This is a genomic window from Vibrio sp. Makdt (genome assembly GCF_027587015.1).
Lineage (GTDB): Bacteria > Pseudomonadota > Gammaproteobacteria > Enterobacterales > Vibrionaceae > Vibrio > Vibrio chagasii_B.
This window is the reverse complement of the sequence record NZ_JAPPTH010000021.1, coordinates 19,740-38,239: the sequence shown is the minus strand read 5'-3', so window position 1 is coordinate 38,239 and position 18,500 is coordinate 19,740. Positions and strand designations below refer to the sequence as shown.

13 protein-coding genes are annotated in these 18,500 nt (G+C 43.4%); 9 read left to right on the top strand and 4 right to left on the bottom strand.

Annotated elements, in window-relative coordinates; genetic code table 11:
* Positions 1-219 precede the first annotated feature (219 nt).
* Positions 220-1,140, top strand: a complete 921-nt coding sequence (locus OH460_RS21000) for a LysR family transcriptional regulator (protein WP_269999428.1) — start codon at positions 220-222, stop codon at positions 1,138-1,140.
* 181 nt (positions 1,141-1,321) lie between these two features.
* A complete protein-coding gene (locus OH460_RS20995) occupies positions 1,322-3,355 on the top strand; it encodes a TonB-dependent receptor domain-containing protein (protein ID WP_269999427.1) in 2,034 nt (677 codons plus the stop codon).
* Positions 3,356-3,476: 121 nt separating this feature from the next.
* On the opposite strand, the gene OH460_RS20990 is transcribed toward OH460_RS20995, so the two are convergent.
* Together OH460_RS20990 and OH460_RS20985 are read right to left on the bottom strand one after the other, a co-directional pair.
* Positions 3,477-4,220, bottom strand: coding sequence for a class I SAM-dependent DNA methyltransferase (locus tag OH460_RS20990; protein ID WP_105057052.1), 744 nt, complete (start codon positions 4,218-4,220; stop codon positions 3,477-3,479).
* 128 nt (positions 4,221-4,348) lie between these two features.
* Positions 4,349-5,671, bottom strand: a complete 1,323-nt coding sequence (locus OH460_RS20985; protein WP_269999426.1) for a sensor domain-containing diguanylate cyclase — start codon at positions 5,669-5,671, stop codon at positions 4,349-4,351.
* Positions 5,672-5,858: 187 nt separating this feature from the next.
* Here OH460_RS20985 and OH460_RS20980 point away from each other — a divergent pair, with 187 nt between their 5' ends.
* On the top strand, positions 5,859-6,317 hold the full coding sequence (locus OH460_RS20980) for a GNAT family N-acetyltransferase (protein WP_269999425.1): 459 nt from the start codon (positions 5,859-5,861) through the stop codon (positions 6,315-6,317).
* Positions 6,318-6,525: 208 nt separating this feature from the next.
* On the opposite strand, the gene OH460_RS20975 is transcribed toward OH460_RS20980, so the two are convergent.
* Positions 6,526-8,244: a S8 family peptidase gene (locus tag OH460_RS20975; protein WP_269999424.1), complete on the bottom strand. Its 1,719-nt coding sequence runs from the start codon at positions 8,242-8,244 to the stop codon at positions 6,526-6,528.
* 417 nt (positions 8,245-8,661) lie between these two features.
* On the bottom strand, positions 8,662-10,014 hold the full coding sequence (locus OH460_RS20970) for a sphingomyelin phosphodiesterase (protein WP_269999423.1): 1,353 nt from the start codon (positions 10,012-10,014) through the stop codon (positions 8,662-8,664).
* A 186-nt stretch (positions 10,015-10,200) separates the two neighbouring features.
* Here OH460_RS20970 and OH460_RS20965 point away from each other — a divergent pair, with 186 nt between their 5' ends.
* The 6 genes from OH460_RS20965 (at position 10,201) to OH460_RS20940 (ending at position 18,170) form a co-directional block, all read left to right on the top strand.
* Complete coding sequence (locus OH460_RS20965) at positions 10,201-10,797, top strand: LysE/ArgO family amino acid transporter (protein WP_269999421.1); 597 nt, start codon at positions 10,201-10,203, stop codon at positions 10,795-10,797.
* Between the two features lie 110 nt (positions 10,798-10,907).
* Positions 10,908-11,564, top strand: coding sequence for a glutathione S-transferase family protein (locus OH460_RS20960; protein WP_171730647.1), 657 nt, complete (start codon positions 10,908-10,910; stop codon positions 11,562-11,564).
* Between the two features lie 484 nt (positions 11,565-12,048).
* Positions 12,049-12,618, top strand: a complete 570-nt coding sequence (locus OH460_RS20955) for a porin family protein (RefSeq protein ID WP_105057840.1) — start codon at positions 12,049-12,051, stop codon at positions 12,616-12,618.
* A 187-nt stretch (positions 12,619-12,805) separates the two neighbouring features.
* Positions 12,806-14,059 carry an exonuclease subunit SbcD gene (gene sbcD, locus OH460_RS20950; protein WP_269999418.1) on the top strand — a complete coding sequence of 418 codons (1,254 nt, stop codon included), beginning with the start codon at positions 12,806-12,808 and terminating at the stop codon, positions 14,057-14,059.
* A gap of 5 nt (positions 14,060-14,064) precedes the next feature.
* Positions 14,065-17,781 (top strand): AAA family ATPase, encoded by a 3,717-nt coding sequence (locus OH460_RS20945; protein ID WP_269999417.1) that lies wholly within the window; start codon positions 14,065-14,067, stop codon positions 17,779-17,781.
* A 245-nt stretch (positions 17,782-18,026) separates the two neighbouring features.
* A complete protein-coding gene (locus OH460_RS20940) occupies positions 18,027-18,170 on the top strand; it encodes a DUF2256 domain-containing protein (RefSeq protein WP_269999416.1) in 144 nt (47 codons plus the stop codon).
* The last annotated feature ends 330 nt before the right edge of the window (positions 18,171-18,500 follow it).

Here is an 18,500-nt window from a genome sequence, read left to right as displayed (position 1 = left end):
AGAGAGGCCATTGTGCCTCTCTTTTTTTATTCGTTAATCCAAATCGAATCATGACCTCGGTCTTATTAATGTCACAACTTTTGTCGGCGATATACATAGCGGCTAGGGTGGCAAAAGACTTTGCTTTAGATCAAAATAAGAGTGATTATCAATTGTATTACATGTCTGAAAACTGCACTATGCGCTCATTGAATTTTCAAGTTTGTTAATATTTAAATAATGAATCTAGCGCAAGTCGACCTTAACCTCTTAGTTATCCTTAAACACCTTCTTGAAGAAAAGCATGTATCCAATACTGCTTTAGCACTTGATATGAGCCAGCCTACCGTGAGTCGTTCGCTGCAAAAGCTACGTACAGTGTTTAACGATGACCTGTTAGTAAGAGCGGCTTACGGCTATGAGCTAACACCAAAAGCAGAAGCGATTAAGCAAGATCTCAATTCTGTGCTGACACGTTTAGAGAAGTTGGTTCATGGCGATGTGTTCGAACCACAAACAAGTGATAGCACTGTACGTTTCTTCGGTTTGGTGCCTCAGGTTTCTCATCTGTTACCTAAGGTAGTTTCCGAGATTCGCAAGCAAGCACCGAATATGGTTGTCGATATCGATTCTATTCCGAAACGTCATTTCGAACCTTTACTGTCTGGTGATGCGCACTTTGTACTGTCGACTCATGAGCCTTTAAGCTCCGAGCAGAACTTGTATCGAATGTTCGTGATCAGCCGTGATTATAGGCTGTTAATGAATAAAGACCATCCATTGGCTGACAAAGAGATCACGGTCGATGACTTGCTTAACAGCCAGCTAGGTCAGATCTCGCTACAAGGTGATAAGAAGCTCTCTATTGAAAATCGATTCAAAGATCTTGGGCTGATTGATAAGCAGCGCCAACTTTCAATCCCAGTGCAGCTGTCTAACTTCAATATCGCTGCAGATATTGCAGAGACGACCGACATCATCTTTCACCTACCAACCCCTTTTGCCACGCAAGCTGCCAAACAACGTGACTTAATTTGTAAACGCGTGCCGAAAGCGATCAGAAGTCCGTCAGAAGATGTTTACTTATATTGGCATAAACGCTTCCACAATGACCCTATGTGCCGTTGGGTACGCCAGCTATTCAAAGACTTATACGCCTAAAGCATCAGTGTCATGAATGGGATTTTAAGTATTAGATTGAAATGAATATGGTTCTTTTGTCTTATTTGAAATGTGAATAACGAGAATGAATTTTTGGTATGAAACTTTCGTTGATAACAATGGTAACTGACTGTTTAATGCAAACCATTATCATTAGCAATCACATATAAGAATGAATATCATGTCTGAGAGATCCCTTTTTACTCGTAAGCCTTTATCGATCGCAGTCGCTGTTATTTGTACATCACTTTCGCCAAACCTATTGGCGCAAGAGGAAGTGAAGGATACAGATGAGCAAATGGTAGTTACCGCTACTCGTACAGAGATGGCGTTGAAACAAGCACCAGCTTCTATGTCTGTAATTACTGCTCAAGATATCGAAGATAGCCCAGGTATTACCTTGGCAGACATCGTTGCTGAATCAACGAGTGTTGAGTCTGACTTTGATAGCACGCGTGCTGGCCGTCAGATGATCTCTATTCGTGGTATGGATTCTGATTACACGCTTATCATGGTAAACGGTCGACGTTTAAGTTCAGCAAGTGCCATTATCCGTGGCAACGATTTCGATCTTTCTACAATTCCTACTGAATCTATCGAACGTGTTGAAATCATCCGTGGCCCAATGTCGGCACTATACGGCTCTGACGGTATGGGCGGTACTATCAACATTATTACTAAAGCCCCTGTCAATGAGTGGAGTTCTTCACTAAGCACAGACATCAGCACTCCAAATGATGGCAATGGCGGACAAGAACACTCTGTTGGTTTAACGACTTCTGGTGCTCTGATTGAAGACGAGCTTTTTGCACGATTCTCGATCAATCAAACTAGCCGTGATGCATGGCAGCCATATACAGGTACTCGAACTGATGGAAACGTAACAACAGATCGTGCTGATATAACTGCGCTTGAAGGGCGCGACACACTTAGCTTACTTGGTACGCTAACTTGGCATGCAACTGACAACCAAACCATCGATTTGGACGTAGGTTACAGCGATGATGAGCGTGATTCTGCGGCTGAGCATGCTACAGGCGTGAACTATTCAAATTCAAACGTGAAACGTAACAGCCAAGCTCTAACACACAATGGTTTCTGGAGTTGGGGTGATACACAAGTTCGTTACTCACGAGAGAATGTAGTGGATAAGAATGCTGCGGATGTGGGCAATTCAACTCGTGATGTAGAAGAATTGACGCAAATCTTTGAAGCGTCAGCTACAAGCTACCTTGGAGATAGTCACGTTCTAACAGTTGGCTTAGATTACCAATTGAGCGAGTTGACCAATGAAGAGAATGTAACGGGAGATCCAGCAGAGGCTTACCAAGGTGCATTATTCATCCAAGATCAATGGAATGTAACTGAGCAGCTAACTGCAACATTAGGTGGTCGTCTAGATAAGCACGAAAAGTACGGCGAAGAGTTCAGCCCTCGTGTGTATTTAGTTCACCAAACAACGAATGACTTAATCATCAAAGGTGGTGTTGGTAAAGCATTTAAGGCGCCAACGTTAACGCAAAACCATGCTGGTTACACTGTAGCTAGCTGTAAAGGTTGGTGTGATATCGTTGGTAACGAAGACCTAAAACCTGAAACAAGCTGGAACTATGAACTTGCGGCACTTTATACTCAACCTCGTTGGAATGTTGAAGGCGCGCTTTTCCGTAATGAGATTCAAGATTTGATTGACCGTGGCGATACTGAATGTACTTCAGGTGGCACATGGGGCGGTAATGGTGTTGGATGTGTTGATAACGGCGGTAACTTTGTAAGCAACGGTACGCGTACTTACGTTAACGTTTCTGAAGCGGTTATCCAAGGTGCAGAGCTTACTGGTCAATTCCAAATCACGGACGAGTGGGGTATTTCTGGTAACTACACTTTCCTAGACACAGAAGATAAATCAACGGGTGAAGAGCTGTTAGAGCGTTACAAGCATTCTGGTTTGGTTAAGCTAAACTGGAGCCCTACTTACGATCTAAACACCTTTATTAGCGCGCGCTACCGTGGCGAACGTAATATCGAAACGGATCTAACTCAGGATGCTTACACAACATTGAATATTGGTACGGTTTACAACGTGAATGATTCTGTTCGTATTCGTGCGGGTATCACTAACTTGACGGACGAAGCGGTATCTCAAGAGCTTGAAAACATGGGGTATGTCGAAGAACCACGCACTTACTATGTAGGTATGACGGCTGACTTCTAATCAATCACCGTTTGATCCGATAAGTTAATACACATGAAAAAGACCCCACATGACTTAACGTTGTGTGGGGTCTTTTGATTTAGGCGCTTTTCGTGAGAGCTAACGCTTTACGAGAAGTAAACTAGCTTTTCACACACGCAATGAGTGCATTACCTGAAAGCGTGTCCCAAGGTAAAAGCTTGTCATAGTCATGCTCGAAGATGTGAACCTCAAAGTAGGGTTTCAAAATTTCGATTAACTCTTTAAATGAGAACGCAACCATTGGGTGTTCATCGTTCCATATCTGAGTCTCACCAGCAGTGGTTTTCTCGATGCTAAGCTTCAAAGCCTGCTTGTCGCCCTCGCCAGAGTAATACCAACCCGATCGGAAGGTAAAATCATCCTGTTCTTGGTTTGTGGTATGGCGAACAAACAGATCATTACTGATCTTATCTTTGTCGACCACATTGAAGCAGAACACGCCGCCTTGTTTTAGCGCTTTATGAACGCTGGCAATGCACTCTTTTAACTTCTCGATGCCATCGTTGTAGTGGATCGAATACAAGAAACAAGTAATAAGGTCGAACGGCTCAGACACTTCAAAATTACTCATGTTCTGTACTGAAAAGTTAGCCTCAGGGCAGCGTATTTGAGCGATATCTAACATGGGCTGGTTTAGGTCAAGTCCATTGCTTTGATAGCCATAATCAATAAAGTGACGAACGTGTGGGCCAGTGCCACAACCAAGGTCTAGGTGAGTTCTTCCTTCATTTCCAAAAATCTGATGTAGCCTACGAACGCAGTGACTTTGCGCTTGGTAGTCAATATCAACACACATTAAATCATAGTAACCGGATAGGTCGGTATAGAGCGCGTTGGCGGACATGTTTGCCTGCAGCATTTGCTGAAAAAATTGGGGTGGCGCATAGTAAACTAGAACTTGAAAATAACAAGAAAATCTTTGATTGATTTATCGAGTTAATAAACCTTTATTGATGCTTAGCAATTCTTTCATTACTCACATCCTGCGCATTCACATTCCGTGTTGACCGACACTCTATTTTTACCATTCGATTTAGCCTGATAGAGGGCATCATCTGTTACACGAATCAAGTTATTGAGCGAGTTACTCGTTCGTATTATACAACTGTCGGTGACACCAATACTGACACTTGTGTTAAATGATTTTCGGTTAAAACCGATGAATTGATGGCTTCGAAACTCTTCACAAATACGCTCACCGACAATTGTTGCCTGGGATTCTGCCGTGGACAATGCAGTGGCATGGTTTGTCTGAGACTTCGGAAAGAAGACAATAAATTCTTCGCCGCCCCAACGTCCAACGACGCCGTTTAATATTTTCACATGCTTTTTGATGATGCTTGCAAGGGTTCGAATAACAGTATCACCCACGCTATGCCCAAATTGGTCATTCACTTTTTTGAAATCATCAATATCGAGTAACAAACAGGACATATCAGCTTGATTAGTGATTGGTTTCTTTAGCCAGTCGTAGACGGCCTGACGATTTAGCACTTGTGTTAGGTCATCATACAGAGCGCGCTGGATTAACTCTTCCTCTAGTGCAACTTTGCTTGTCACGTCTTCGACGACTACTTGAATCGCTTTTTCACCTTCCCAAAAGATGATGTTGTCATAGATATTGAAGTACTTCTTACTTCCATCAAGACAACGGTTCTCGACTACAGAACTGAAGCTAGGCGTGTGACCGGCCATAATATTTTGGCTGCGCTTTAGAGCGTTGATACGATTGTCGGGTGGAATAATAGAGATGACCGAATCCATAGCAAGGACTTGCTCAATAGATTTAGCACCCTGCATTTCAACCCATGCCTGATTGACCATCAAAGGTTTGAAGTTTTGATGAATGAGCACACCTTGTTTCGAGCTTTTCAGTAGCGTCCGGTACATGTGGTCTTTTTCTTGGAGCTTACGCTCAGATGCGACAACTGCCGTAATATCGACAAGCATGACGCGGAGAGCAGGGCGGTTGTTGAGTTTAATCATGTGCGCAAGGCTAAACAAAGAGAGTCGGCGTCCATTAATAGGGATATCTTTATAGACTTTACCTTTTTGAAGCTGACCTTTGATTGCAGAAACGTAGCGTTCACGCACTGTGCCATGGTAGCTATCGGGTATTAAGGCATAGACAAAATCGACATTCTCCAAGAGTTGTTCGCGAGTTTTGTAGCCGAATAGTGTCGCGATGTTGTCGTCAACATCGATAACTTTTTGATCTTGTAGAGTAATGTAACCCTGGACAGAATCGAAGTTCTGGCAAGGTAAGGCTGTCGTTAAGTCTAGTTGGATATTCATATCGGTCTGATCAATTAATCTCTACCGCAAAAAGGTGCTTTGCATTAACTTGGGTATATCGCTGATAGACAGGGTAAATGCAGCGAGACTCTACATGCAAAGTATGATATTCATCATGTAACGACACTAGCGTAATTTTACTGAATGGAAAACGGATTAAAATTTTATTAAGGATAATTAAAGCGTTATGAAAATAAAAATTGATGATTTGTCAGGCGGAGAGGTTATTCGGCTATTAGAAGAGCATTTAGCTGACATGTATGCGACGTCGCCACCAGAAAGCGTTCATGCACTCGATCTTGATGCTTTGAGATCACCAGAGATTACTTTTTTCAGTGCATGGAAAGACAGTCAATTATTGGGTTGTGTTGCTATTAAAGAGTTGGATTCCCAACATGCCGAGCTTAAATCGATGCGAACCTCTCAATGTGCTCGCAATACAGGAGTGGCGAGCAAACTCTTGCAGCATGTTCTAGACACAGCTTCTTCGCGCCAATATCAAAGAATCAGCTTGGAAACGGGTTCTGAGGAATACTTCAAGCCTGCGCGTAACTTATACGAGAAGTTTGGGTTTGGTTACTGCGAACCCTTCGCGGATTATGAACTAGACCCTTACAGCCAGTTCATGAGTATCGAATTACGCTAAATATGGTCTAGTAGAATTACACCGTATAAAGAGATTCCCTATCACGTTCGTTCCTCACTGTAGGGAATGACGAATAAAGCGTTCACGTTTTTCTCTCGTGTCATTCCAGAACCGAGGGACGAGGTGTCTGGAATCTCTGTTGTTGTGAAAAGCAAAAAGGTTGCCTCGGGCAACCTTTTTTCCTAATTAATCAATAGATAATAAGGTGTTAGCGTGTTTCCAACTCTGTGACTATAGCCTCAGCATCTACCACACTGCCAGAAATCGATAGAGTGTTGAAAGGCACTAAATCTGTCGGGCTAGAAGGCTTTTTAACAAGCAATTCCGGGTAGACTTTTGATTCGCTCATTAATAGCGACTTCAGCTCTTTCACTGATAGGTCAGGATAGCGAGACCATACTAAAGCAGCGACACCTGAAACCACAGGTGCTGCCATGCTGGTACCACTTTTCGAACCGTAAGTGTTGCCTGGTGTAGTTGAAAGAATTCGATACCCAGGAGCAAATACATCAACTGATTCTTGTCCGAAGTTACTGAAGCTTGCCACCAAGCTTTGGTCTGCGTATTTTGCTGACGCACCCACATCTAACCATGTTGAGATAGGCTTTGAGCGGTAGTGCTTAGCGTAGCGGTTTGGAAAGCTTGGTTTAATGTCATTGTCGTTACGGCTGTTACCCGCGGAGTGAACAATCAGTACGCCTTTACGAGCGGCATAACGGAATGCATGGTCAACAATGTACTTGCGAGGTGAGTAGCTTTTACCGAAACTCATGTTAATGATCTTTGCACCATTATCGACGGCATAGCGCACCGCATTGGCAATGTCTTTATCTCGCTCATCACCATTTGGCACCATACGTACCGCCATAATTTGTGCATGGTCTGCAACCCCATCGATACCTATAAAGTTTCCGCGTTCAGCGGCGATGATACCCGCAACGTGAGTGCCGTGTGAGCCAACTGGCCCCTTTACATCGTTGTTACCGTAACCCTTTTCCCATGGGTTATTGATGTCATCTAACACGATGTCGCGACGAGTATCGAGCTCTAGATTTAGATGGAAGTCTAAAGAGTCTTGATAGCGGCTACGGCGAGATTCCAAGTATTCAAATGAGTACCAAGATTCAAATAGGTTGAGAAGGCCTTGTGCAGCAGCTACAACGCTTGCATTATCGCTATCTAATAATGTTTTTAATCCGTTCGTCGAAAAGTCTTTGTGATCGACATACTGAAGAATCTCTTCTTTGTATTCGTTGGCTTGGTCAATTGCGGTAGTTACGCGATTTAGCGCATCTTGGTCGTCTTTTAAAGAGGAGAGGTAGTCGGACTCAACGCCTTCATAGTACTTTCGTTTTTTGCGTGGAATCCAACGCCCATTTTCTTTCAGTTTCAGGTACTTCTTGTATTCCCGTGTGACTTCTAATGTATCTTGGTCAACGTTGATCCCTAAGGAGTTTCCGAGAAAGTTCCATCCGTGAATATCGTCGATATAGCCATTGCCGTCATCATCAATACCGTTATCTGGGATCTCGCCTGTGTTCGTCCAAAGCTTGTTTTTAAGGTCTTCATGTTCCACATCAACGCCGGAATCAAGTACAGCCACAATTACAGGTTGTGGTTTTAGAGGTGGCATTAGGTAGTCATATACCACGTCAGAACCGACACCTTGAAGCCTTGTGTAGCTCGCAGATAAATTGAACCAATCGCCGCGCTGTGAATCAGCAGAGCTCATCATTCTCATTGAGAACAAGGATGGTTGAATGGTTTGTTTAGAATAATCTTCAACAATTGTACCTTTTACGTCTTGTATGAAAGGCGAATTGACGATAAGTGGCGTAACGATCTCTTCTCTGACTGTTGTAGCGGTGGCGTTTGAAGAAGCGATGATAGCTAAAGCGAGAGTGGTAAGTCTGTATCCGTATTTCATCTGTGTAGCGTCCTTATAGTTATGCGACTAAAACTGTTTTTAAACGCAATGCGTAAACACGCGTTTAGCCAGTTTAGTGAGCGGGAAATGCCCGTTCAAAAAGCAGTCAAAAGGTAATATGCAATTAGATTTCTATCATTCGCTTGGTCAATGAAATGGTATTGAGATCTCACTGTGATTGATTTTTAAGCTTTAAAGTTTGAGCTGAATTCTATTAATAAATTCAATATTTATAAAATACACGTTGAAGGTTAAACTTATTAAAAATCAATTGATTAATTTGTTATTTAGCAGGCGGTAAGGTTTTCATTGAGCCAGTGGGAAGGAGGGGGTAAGGAGCTCGATCTTCTTATTGAAGGAACAGAGCGAGCATCCTAAGTGTGTTTGTCAGTTCAACCTTAAGGTTGTTTTAGAAGGTTAGTCATTTGGATTAAATACAAAGTTAGCATCAATAGCAAAATGGTCGGATAAATGCCAACTTCCCCAAGTTTCTGAGTTTAGTCTTTGGTTGAGCTTCACCGTATTTGTGTTACTGATTGCTTGCCTATGCACTCTACTGACAAAAACGTAATCTAGATACTCGACATCATCACCACCCGAGTATTTGTTCGCGGCGTAAGGGTTGATGGTCGGATCAAAAGTTGCTCGGGTGTAGCCTCTGAACTCTGGCGGATCAACATCCAATGTCGCCAACATCAGAAGATATTCCACGAAGTCACTATTTTTGTCGATATTGAAGTCTCCGGCGTAGATAACCGCTTCGTTAGCAGGGATGCCTTTGGTCAACATAAAGGTTCGCATTAGGCCGAGTTGTAGGCGTCTTAGATGCTTGGCTGAAGGTGTGTTGAAAGAGGCAAGGTGTGTATTGAAAATGTGGTATATCTCGCCATCCTTATTAATCTTGGTATATACAACGCCTTTGTCTGCGTAGCAGTCAGTGCCTGTACAGTGTTCGAAAACGATACTATCGGTTTCGATGATTGGATGACGGCTAAATGTCACCACACCGCCATCGTACAGTGCATTACTGTTACCACCAACAACCTCGGTTCTGTAAGGAAATTCATCCGCTAACTTGTTGAACAAAATTTCTCTATCGATCGAAAAAGCTTCTTGCAGGGCGAGTACATCAAACCCAGAAAGGCTATGGCTCATGATGCTTGCACGGTCTGCAATATTAGAAGACACAGAAGGAAGCAACCATAAGTTGTATGATGCGACGTTGAGAATGTTTGGCTCATATTCTGTGTCATTGATCGTATGCTCAGACACAACAAATTCAACGTCGTCAAAACCCGATGTGTATACCGCTTTAACGCCGAACTCAGAGTGATATCCATCTTGATTATATCGATGAAGAATGTACGGGTTGTAGTCGGTCATCATGCCTTGACCTTTATACCCATAAGACAGCGTTGTACCTGAACTATGACCAACCAACTTAAGTTGAGCGACGGGTTCTTGCGGTTTGACTTCCCATGTTCCCTCATCAGTCAATCGTGATATTGTGAGAAAGTAATCATATGTAGCGCCATTCACAATTCCATAATATCGATTAAAATCAGCCACTTTAGCTTTTTGATAGGGCCAAATTACTAAGTCATTTCCTGTTAACCTGTATTGGTAACCATTACTGACAGGCGCACTGGAGTCTACTGAAAAGTTTATCAATATGGGTTTGTCAGTGCGGTTTATATAATAAAGCGATGTTGCGAGTGCTTGGCTCGCTATTGCCCAAAGTATCAGTGTTAAACATACCTTTTTAATCATGTTTCTTCCTTTGATTACATTCCTAAAATCGAAGTCAGAAAGTAGCCCTCATATGCATGTGGTTGCAAATTGATTGTGTTGGTTTTGTGTTGTGTAACGGGTATGTGATCGTATTGTAAAGATTGTGAAAAGTTACACCATTTTATAGTAACTTATGATTATCCAACCTATTTCGGAGTGCATTTAATGACGACTTATTTTGCTGGTTTCTCCCTCGGACTTTCGCTGATCCTTGCGATAGGTTCGCAAAATGCTTTTGTACTAAAGCAAGGCCTAAAGAACCAACATGTTTTAGTAATTTGTACGGTGTGTGCTGTCTCTGATGCATTGCTGATTAGTTTTGGCGTCACAGGCTTCGGGGCTGTTGTTAAGCAGTTTCCTCAAATCGAACAGATTGCTCGTTATGGTGGAGCAATGTTTTTGGGTGTGTATTCATTTTTAAGTTTCCGCTCTGCATTTACTGAAAATCATGCGCTAGAAGCAAGTGCTGAAACCAAAGACTCGTTAACCAAAGCGATAGCCATGTGCGTAGCGTTTACTTGGCTAAACCCACACGTCTATCTTGATACCGTTGTGCTATTAGGTTCTATTTCAACTCAATACCAACCAAATCAAATGTTATTTGGGGCGGGGGCGGTGTCGGCTTCTTTCGTGTTCTTTTTTTCGCTCGGTTATGGTGCTCGATTCTTGGCGCCTCTGTTTAAGAGCCCTAGAGCCTGGAAGGTGTTGGAATTTCTCGTGGGTGTGATAATGGCATCTATTGCAATATCATTAATCGTTTAACTGGCCTTATTTCATTATTTCTAAAAAAATAGAATTTTCTTTCGTCTTTTGTTGATGATGTTCGTCTTAGGGATGTAACTACAAATTAATGACCTGATACGGAGTCAACAATGATTAAACTGATTAGCTTTAAAAACTGCCCATTTGTTCAACGTGTAATGGGGGCTCTAGTCATGAAGAAAGTGCCATTTGAAATCGAGTACATTGAGCTTAACAACAAGCCGCAATGGTTTTTGGATATTTCCCCAAATGGACAAGTGCCTGTGCTAGTGACTGAAAACGACACGGTATTGTTTGAATCTGATGCGATTGTTGAATACCTTGATGATAAATACGCCCCTATCGAAGAGGTAACAGCCGAGCAAAAAGCATTGGACCGTGCTTGGTCTTATCAAGCAAGTAAACATTACATGCCACAATGCGGAACGATGGGAAGTAAAGACAAAGAAACTTTTGAAACACGTTTGGCTAATCTTCAAAAAGCGTTTCTAAAAGCTGAAAATAAATTAGGCGATACTCAATTCTTCAAAGGTGATTACATCTCGAATGTCGACATAGCTTGGCTGCCACTATTACACCGCGCATCGGTGATAAAAGATCGTTCAGGTTTTGATATGTTAGAAGGCTTCCCTAAAGTGCAAGCGTGGCAGACCGCTTTGATTAAGTCGGGCTTAACGGAGAAAACGGTACCTCAAGACTTTGTGGAGAAGTTTAGTGGTTTCTATTTAACGAATACTTATTTGGCAAGCCTTGCTGAAGCTCATTAATATTATATTCATTATTTTAAATATAATTTAACAGGGTTTGATTCTGAATAATTAGAAAGGATAAAATAAAGCTCACTCTATTAATCAATAGTGTGAGCTTTTTGTTTTCTACGGAGGGGAGAGTTAAGTAATAGCTAGAATGTATAAGCCACTTTATATGACTGCATGTGTGATTAAATTACTGATTTAAATGTATTTGTTTATGATAGGTGCAATGTGGATATTGTAACTCTTAGTTGTTTTTTTGCTTTTGCTCTATTTTGTCTCATAAATAAGACTATATAAAATTCGCTAATTATTCGCTTGGTGAATAAAAATTGTCGTGATAACTTCCCAATCACTCCGCAAATGAACAGTGTTTTATTGTTTATTAGGAGTCGCTTGAATAATTTATTTAAACAGTATCGCAACCGTTGGAATAGTGTCGGAAACCTATTAATAGTTGATGAACGGTACTGTGGGACAAACTAAAAAGGGTATTTTCATGCTTAAATCAACATTTCTATTAGGCCTAGTTGGCTTGGTTTCACTTCCTACATTTGCTGCTGGTATTGAGGGCGGTCCATACATTGGTGCTGGCCTTGGTGTACATCAAGATTCGGACACAGATGGTGGTGGCAATTTAGACGCTGAAAGCATGGGATACAGTCTTTACGGCGGTTACCAATTTAACCGTATTGTCGGCATTGAACTTGGCTACACGGACTACGCTGACTATGAGTCATATGGTACTAAGGTGTTTTCACCAACGTCTCTGTCTGTCGCAGCAAATCTTGGTTATACCTTCGACAACTCAATTCGCCCATTTGTACTAGCAGGTTTAAGCTACGTTGATCTGAATGCAAACAGCTCTAATGCATTTGATGATGATTCTGGCGCAGGTTTCCGCTTCGGTGTTGGTGTGGAATACACTCCAGTGGATAACCTAACACTTCGCCTGATCTCACAAGCGGATGCAGTAAACATCGAATTCTTCGATAGCCGTGGCAATAGACTGCAAAGCCGTGATGTCGCATTTAGCACAGTAACACTGGGTGCTTCTTACAATTTCTAACGCATGTTGAGACTTGAAATTGTTTATAGTTGATACGAAAGCCGCTCTCATTATGAGCGGCTTTTTTGTAGCTATAGCCTATGATGCGTTCATGCGTAAAATTAGTTGCTTTTCACAAGCTTATAAAAGGGAATTGTATGAGCGATTTTGGTAGATTATAGGTATTACCGACTTCCAGTGAGCAGCAATGAAGATTCTTCACACGTCCGATTGGCACCTTGGCCAAAACTTCTACAATAAAAGCCGTAAGAATGAACATGAACGTTTCTTACAATGGTTACTTGAGCAAGTTACTGAACATGACATCGATGCGATCATCGTTGCTGGTGACATTTTCGATACCAGTACGCCACCAAGTTACGCTCGTGAGATGTATAACAAGTTTGTTGTCGATTCGAACATGATCGGCTGCCAATTGGTACTGCTAGGCGGAAATCACGATTCCGTTTCGGTCCTGAAAGAGACCCAACAGCTGCTCAAATACATGGGTGCTGACGTCATCCCAAATACCAACGAAGATCATGCGGCTCAGGTTGTTGAACTCAAGGGTAAAACGGGCGATGTAGAAGCGCTTGTGTGTGCCATTCCATTTATTCGTCCTCGCGATGTGCTGACCAGTCAAGCCGGTGTAACTGGTGTTGAGCGTCAAAAACAGCTTGGCGATGCAATCAAGCAGCACTACCAAAGTGTTTATGAAGCAGCGGTCGCTAAGCGCTCTGCCTATGAAAACCATGAGCACATGCCAATCATCGCTACGGGACACCTTACTGCAATGGGTGTACAACAGTCAGATTCTGTACGTGATATTTACGTTGGTAACCTAGATGGCTTTGCTGCGGACGGTTTCCCTGATGCCGACTACATTGCTCTTGGTCATATTCACCGCCCACAAGTAGTGGCTAAACGTGAATACATTCGTTATTCCGGCTCTCCAATCCCACTTAGCTTTGATGAGCTTAAATCTCAAAAGCAGGTGTGCGTGGTTGAGTTTTCTGAAGGCGAACGAACCATTTCTCAATTGGCTGTCCCGACATTCCAACCGCTTGCTGAAATTAAAGGCGATTTGAGCGAGATAGAGTCTCAACTAAATCAATATATTGGTTTGGATGGCGAACAAAGTGTTTGGTTGTCGATAGAGGTTCAGGCTCAAGATTACCTATCTGATCTACAAGAGCGTATGCGTGCATTGACTGAAGGCTTGAATGTGGAAGTATTGCAACTGCGCCGCGCAAGAGAGCGTCGTAACCAAGCGTTGGAGCAAGAATCAGCAGAAACCCTGTCTGAACTGAGCCCAATGGATGTGTTTACCAAGCGTATTGCCTTAGAAGAGTTCGAAACTGAATCTGAAAAAGCCCGCTTAGAGCGAATGACGGTGAAGTTTAAGCAGGTCATGGTCGAAGTGTCTGAAAGCGATCAAGCAACAAACAAAGTAGAAGAGTAACGAGTATGAAGATTTTAAGCCTAGAATTTGAAAACCTAAACTCTTTGAAAGGGCGTTGGAAGCTCGATTTTACTCAATCACCGTTCGCAGAAAACGGCCTGTTTGCTATTACGGGTCCAACCGGTGCGGGTAAAACTACTATTCTGGATGCGATTTGCTTGGCGCTATTTCACCGCACACCTCGTTTGAAAAGTATCGCGAAGGGCAACAACGAGCTGATGACTCGCGGTACGGGTGAGTGTTTCGCTGAACTTGAATTTGAAGTGCAGGGCAAAACTTACCGTTCTAACTTCCATCAAAAACGAGCTCGTGGCAAGCATGATGGTGCACTGCAAACACCAACATGTGAATTTTCGGATGCAGACACAGACAAAGTCTTAGAGACCATGTTGACCAAGAAAACTAAGTTGGTAGAGCAGGTGACTGGTTTGGACTTCTCACGGTTTACTAAGTCGATCATGCTTTCTCAAGGCGAATTTGCCGCCTTCTTAAATGCCAACGCAAATGACCGGGCGGAGCTTCTAGAAGAGTTAACCGGTACCGAGGTCTACAGCCTAATATCAGAGCGTATTTATGATCACTTTAAGTCGAGTGAACAATCACTCAACCACCTGAAAGCGAAAGCAGAAGGTGTGAGTTTACTGTCTGATGAGCAGATTCAAGAGCTGACAACAGAGCGTGACACGTTAGAAATTGAACAGAAACGTTTAGCTGAACAATTAAAAGAGTGGCAAGCTCACCTTAGCTGGTGGAAAGACGTGACCAAAGCGCAGCATACTATTGCGACCAGTGAACAGGATTTAAAAACAGCGCAAGGTGATTTAGAGCAAAACCAATCATCCTTGGTTCGTTTGGCAAACAGCGAACCCGCTGAGAAATTGCGACCGTTGCACAAAGACCTAAAACGCTGCGAGCATGAGCTCAATCTTACGCAGATTAACCTAGATAACAGTACCAAGCTGCTCGCAGTGCGTGAGATCGAGAAGCTAGATGCCCAAACTAAGCTGACTCAAAGTAGCGAAGCGGTTGAAAAAGTTAAAGCGGAGCAACAAGATCAAGAGAGGATCATTGAGCAAGTCCGCCCACTCGACAACCAAATATCGGTACTCAAAGACAAGCATACCTCGGCAGTTAATGCCGCGAATACGCTGAACGAACAACACTCGCAGCAACGCAATCAACAGCTTGTGTTGGCGCAACAGATTGACGAGTTGAAACAGCAAGAAAAGCTGAGCGCCGAGTACCTAGAGGCACATAAGGCGAACCAACACCTCGAAAAGCACCTAGGCCAGTGGCAAGCTAAGGTTGAGCAAGTACGTACGTTAGAGTCTCAGCATTCACAGCAACTCAATTTGGCCAAACAAACCTATACGGCGCTAGAAGCTCAGCAAGCAGTGATTAAAAACGCACAGCAAACCAAAGCATCGCAAGATCAAGCTCTGGCTGAATTGGTGCTGGCCGAGAACAATACCAAGCAGCAATGGGAAGCGTTACACGCGAATACCAGTGAAACAGCGTTACTCGCCCAAAAAGAGTTATTGGAGCTTTGGAATCGCAACACTCATTCGTTGTTTGAAATCAATCGTGGCTTTTTAAACGCACAGCAACAGCTACACGTTAAAACACAGGCACATCAAACTAACACCCAGTTGGTCGACAAGCTTTCAAAAGAACGTGAAGTGTTGGTGGAGCGATATAAAGAGCGAGAGACTTCGCTTGAGCGTTTAACCTTGTTAATAGACCAAGAAGGAGAGTTAGCTAAGTATCGTGCGAAATTGGAGTTTGGCTCTGAATGTCCGCTGTGTGGTTCTACTGAACATACCATTGAGCAGTCACAAGACATGGCGAACTTGGTTGCTCAGCAAGAGCGTGAAAAACATGAGTTAGCGGTCATTAAGAAAGATGGTCAAGAGCATCGCCAACAGTTGGATTCTCTTGCTCCTATGATCACAGCACTAAGCGATGATATTCAACGAGCACAAGCGGATATCCAACAAGCTCAACTTAATTGGCAATCTGTAATAGGTAAGCTTCAACAGAGTTTGTCTGACTTTCCTAATGTGACGCTGGAGTTAACACTGCTTGCTGTGACTGACTTGGGGAATGAGATGGCGGTGACGGCTTTCGTCGAGCAATGTGAGCTTCACGTAAATCAAGCCCAGCAGCAGCTGAAAGTCTTAGTGGATGCTAAAAACAGCTATGCCGATGCGGAAAAACAACGTTTATCAGCGAGTGTTACGGCTGATAAAGCGCAAGCTAATCTTGTGTTAGCGGAGGAGCGCCTCAACGACCTTAATAAGCAAAACCAAGTCGCGAATGAGCAAGCAGCTCAAACCACGCAAGCCAAAGACCAACAATGGCACTCACTCAAAGAGAGTATTGTGGAAACCTCGATTGAGGCACCTGAACTTGAGCACATTGATGCTTGGTTTGCTGAAAAACTGCAAGCTTCAAACACATGGCTGCAAACCAAACAGCAACAGGCTGAACTAGAGAAGCGTTTGATTACTCAATGTGCTGAGCAAAAAACACTGGATGACAAGCTAAGCAGTGCGCAGAAAGAGCTGGATACGTTAAGTAAAGAAAGCGAATTGCTAACCTCGGAACTGGTTCGTGTTAGTGCTGAAAGAGCACAGTTGTTTGGTGAGCAAGACATTCAAGTCGCAAGCCAAGCGATGAAGCAAAAGGTAACAGATTCAGTCACAACATTTGACGCGGCTCAGCTGGTACTTAATCGCTGTGAATTGGAACATCGAACCGAACAAACCAAACATACAGGTTTTTCTGATGAGTTAACCGCGAAGCAATCAAGCCACACGCAAGCACGGACTGCTTGGGGCGAAGCTTTACAAGCAAGCCCATTCGAAGCTGAAATTGATTTTGAAGCGGCACTGCTTGATGAAGAGGTACGCACTCAATTACAAAACCTTAAGAGGTCTCTGGATGAAGCAATTGTCAGCGCACAAGCAAGGCTGAATACGGCAAAAGCAGCGCAAGTGGAGCTACAAAACCACGAAAATGCGCAAACATGGCAAGAACAAGATCAACAGCTAGTGGAGCAGGCAACGGCTGAGTGCCAAGATGCTCAGCAAAGCCATGCGAGCAAAATTGGCGCAATTTCTGCGAACCTTGAAACTGATCGTCAGAACCGAAGTAACCAGCAAGATCTGTTTAAGCAGATCTCTGAACAACAAGTCGAGTTTGATGATATTTCTCGTTTGAATTCGCTGATTGGCTCTAAGAATGGCGACAAGTTCCGCAAATTTGCCCAAGGCTTAACACTGGAAAACTTAGTGTATTTAGCGAATAAGCAACTTCAGCGTTTGCATGGTCGCTATGAGCTAAAACGTAAAGCTGACGACGGCTTAGAGTTACAGGTACTCGATACCTGGCAGGGAGATGTAATGCGCGACACCAAAACTCTGTCTGGTGGTGAAAGCTTCTTGGTGAGTTTGGCGTTGGCACTCGCGTTATCTGATCTTGTGAGCTACAAAACCAGTATTGATTCACTGTTCTTGGATGAAGGCTTTGGCACGCTTGATAGTGACACGCTAGACATCGCATTGAACGCACTCGATAACTTGAATGCCTCAGGAAAAATGATTGGCGTCATTAGCCACGTTGAAGCTTTGAAAGAGCGTGTGCCTGTGCAATTGAAAGTGACGAAACATGCAGGCCTTGGCGTTAGTGAAATGGAAAAGCAATACAAAGTGGTTGCTTAATATCTTTGAGATTGGTCGGTTGGTATTCAAAGCCAGCCTGTTGAGTTGAAATGGTTCCAACCTCAGTAAAGCAGATCCCCCACTCAGTCGTTCCTCCTTCTCGGGGATGACGGAGTGGGGGCTCTTAGTTGAGGCAAGCGAGCTTGGATGTGACAACTAATCTCATTCCCTATCGCGAGGTGCTAGCGCAATCGGTAGTGTTGTTGTGAGCTCTTCAACGAACTAGACCTATATAAGGAACCGACATGCACAAAAAACCGTACCTCCCAACAAAGACATGCCCTGTGTGTCAGAAGCCATTCGCATGGCGCAAGAAGTGGGAGCGTTGCTGGGAGGAAGTGGTGTACTGTTCTGAGCGTTGTCGACGTAACAAACCTAAGCAAAGTTAGCCTTTAACAAAGCTAGGTTTTGTTGGTGCAATCTTCGTTATTCCCTACCGTCAGGAAAGAGCGCAGTAGGGAATCTCACCAACGTTTAGCCAAAGTCTTAAAGAGATTCCCGACTCAGTCGTTTCCCCTTCTCGGGAGTGACGGTGAAAGGTTATGGAGTGGACTATTGCGTATACTTCCTACTTGCACAGTACTTAGTCATCGTCATGCCCATGTGTTCGGATGTCCCACGTGAGTGTAATAGACTTTGGATGCTTAATTGCCTCTTGGGCATTTATAAAAGGGTTCGACATACTTAATGTCGTCATTCCCTACAGCGAGGGACGAGCG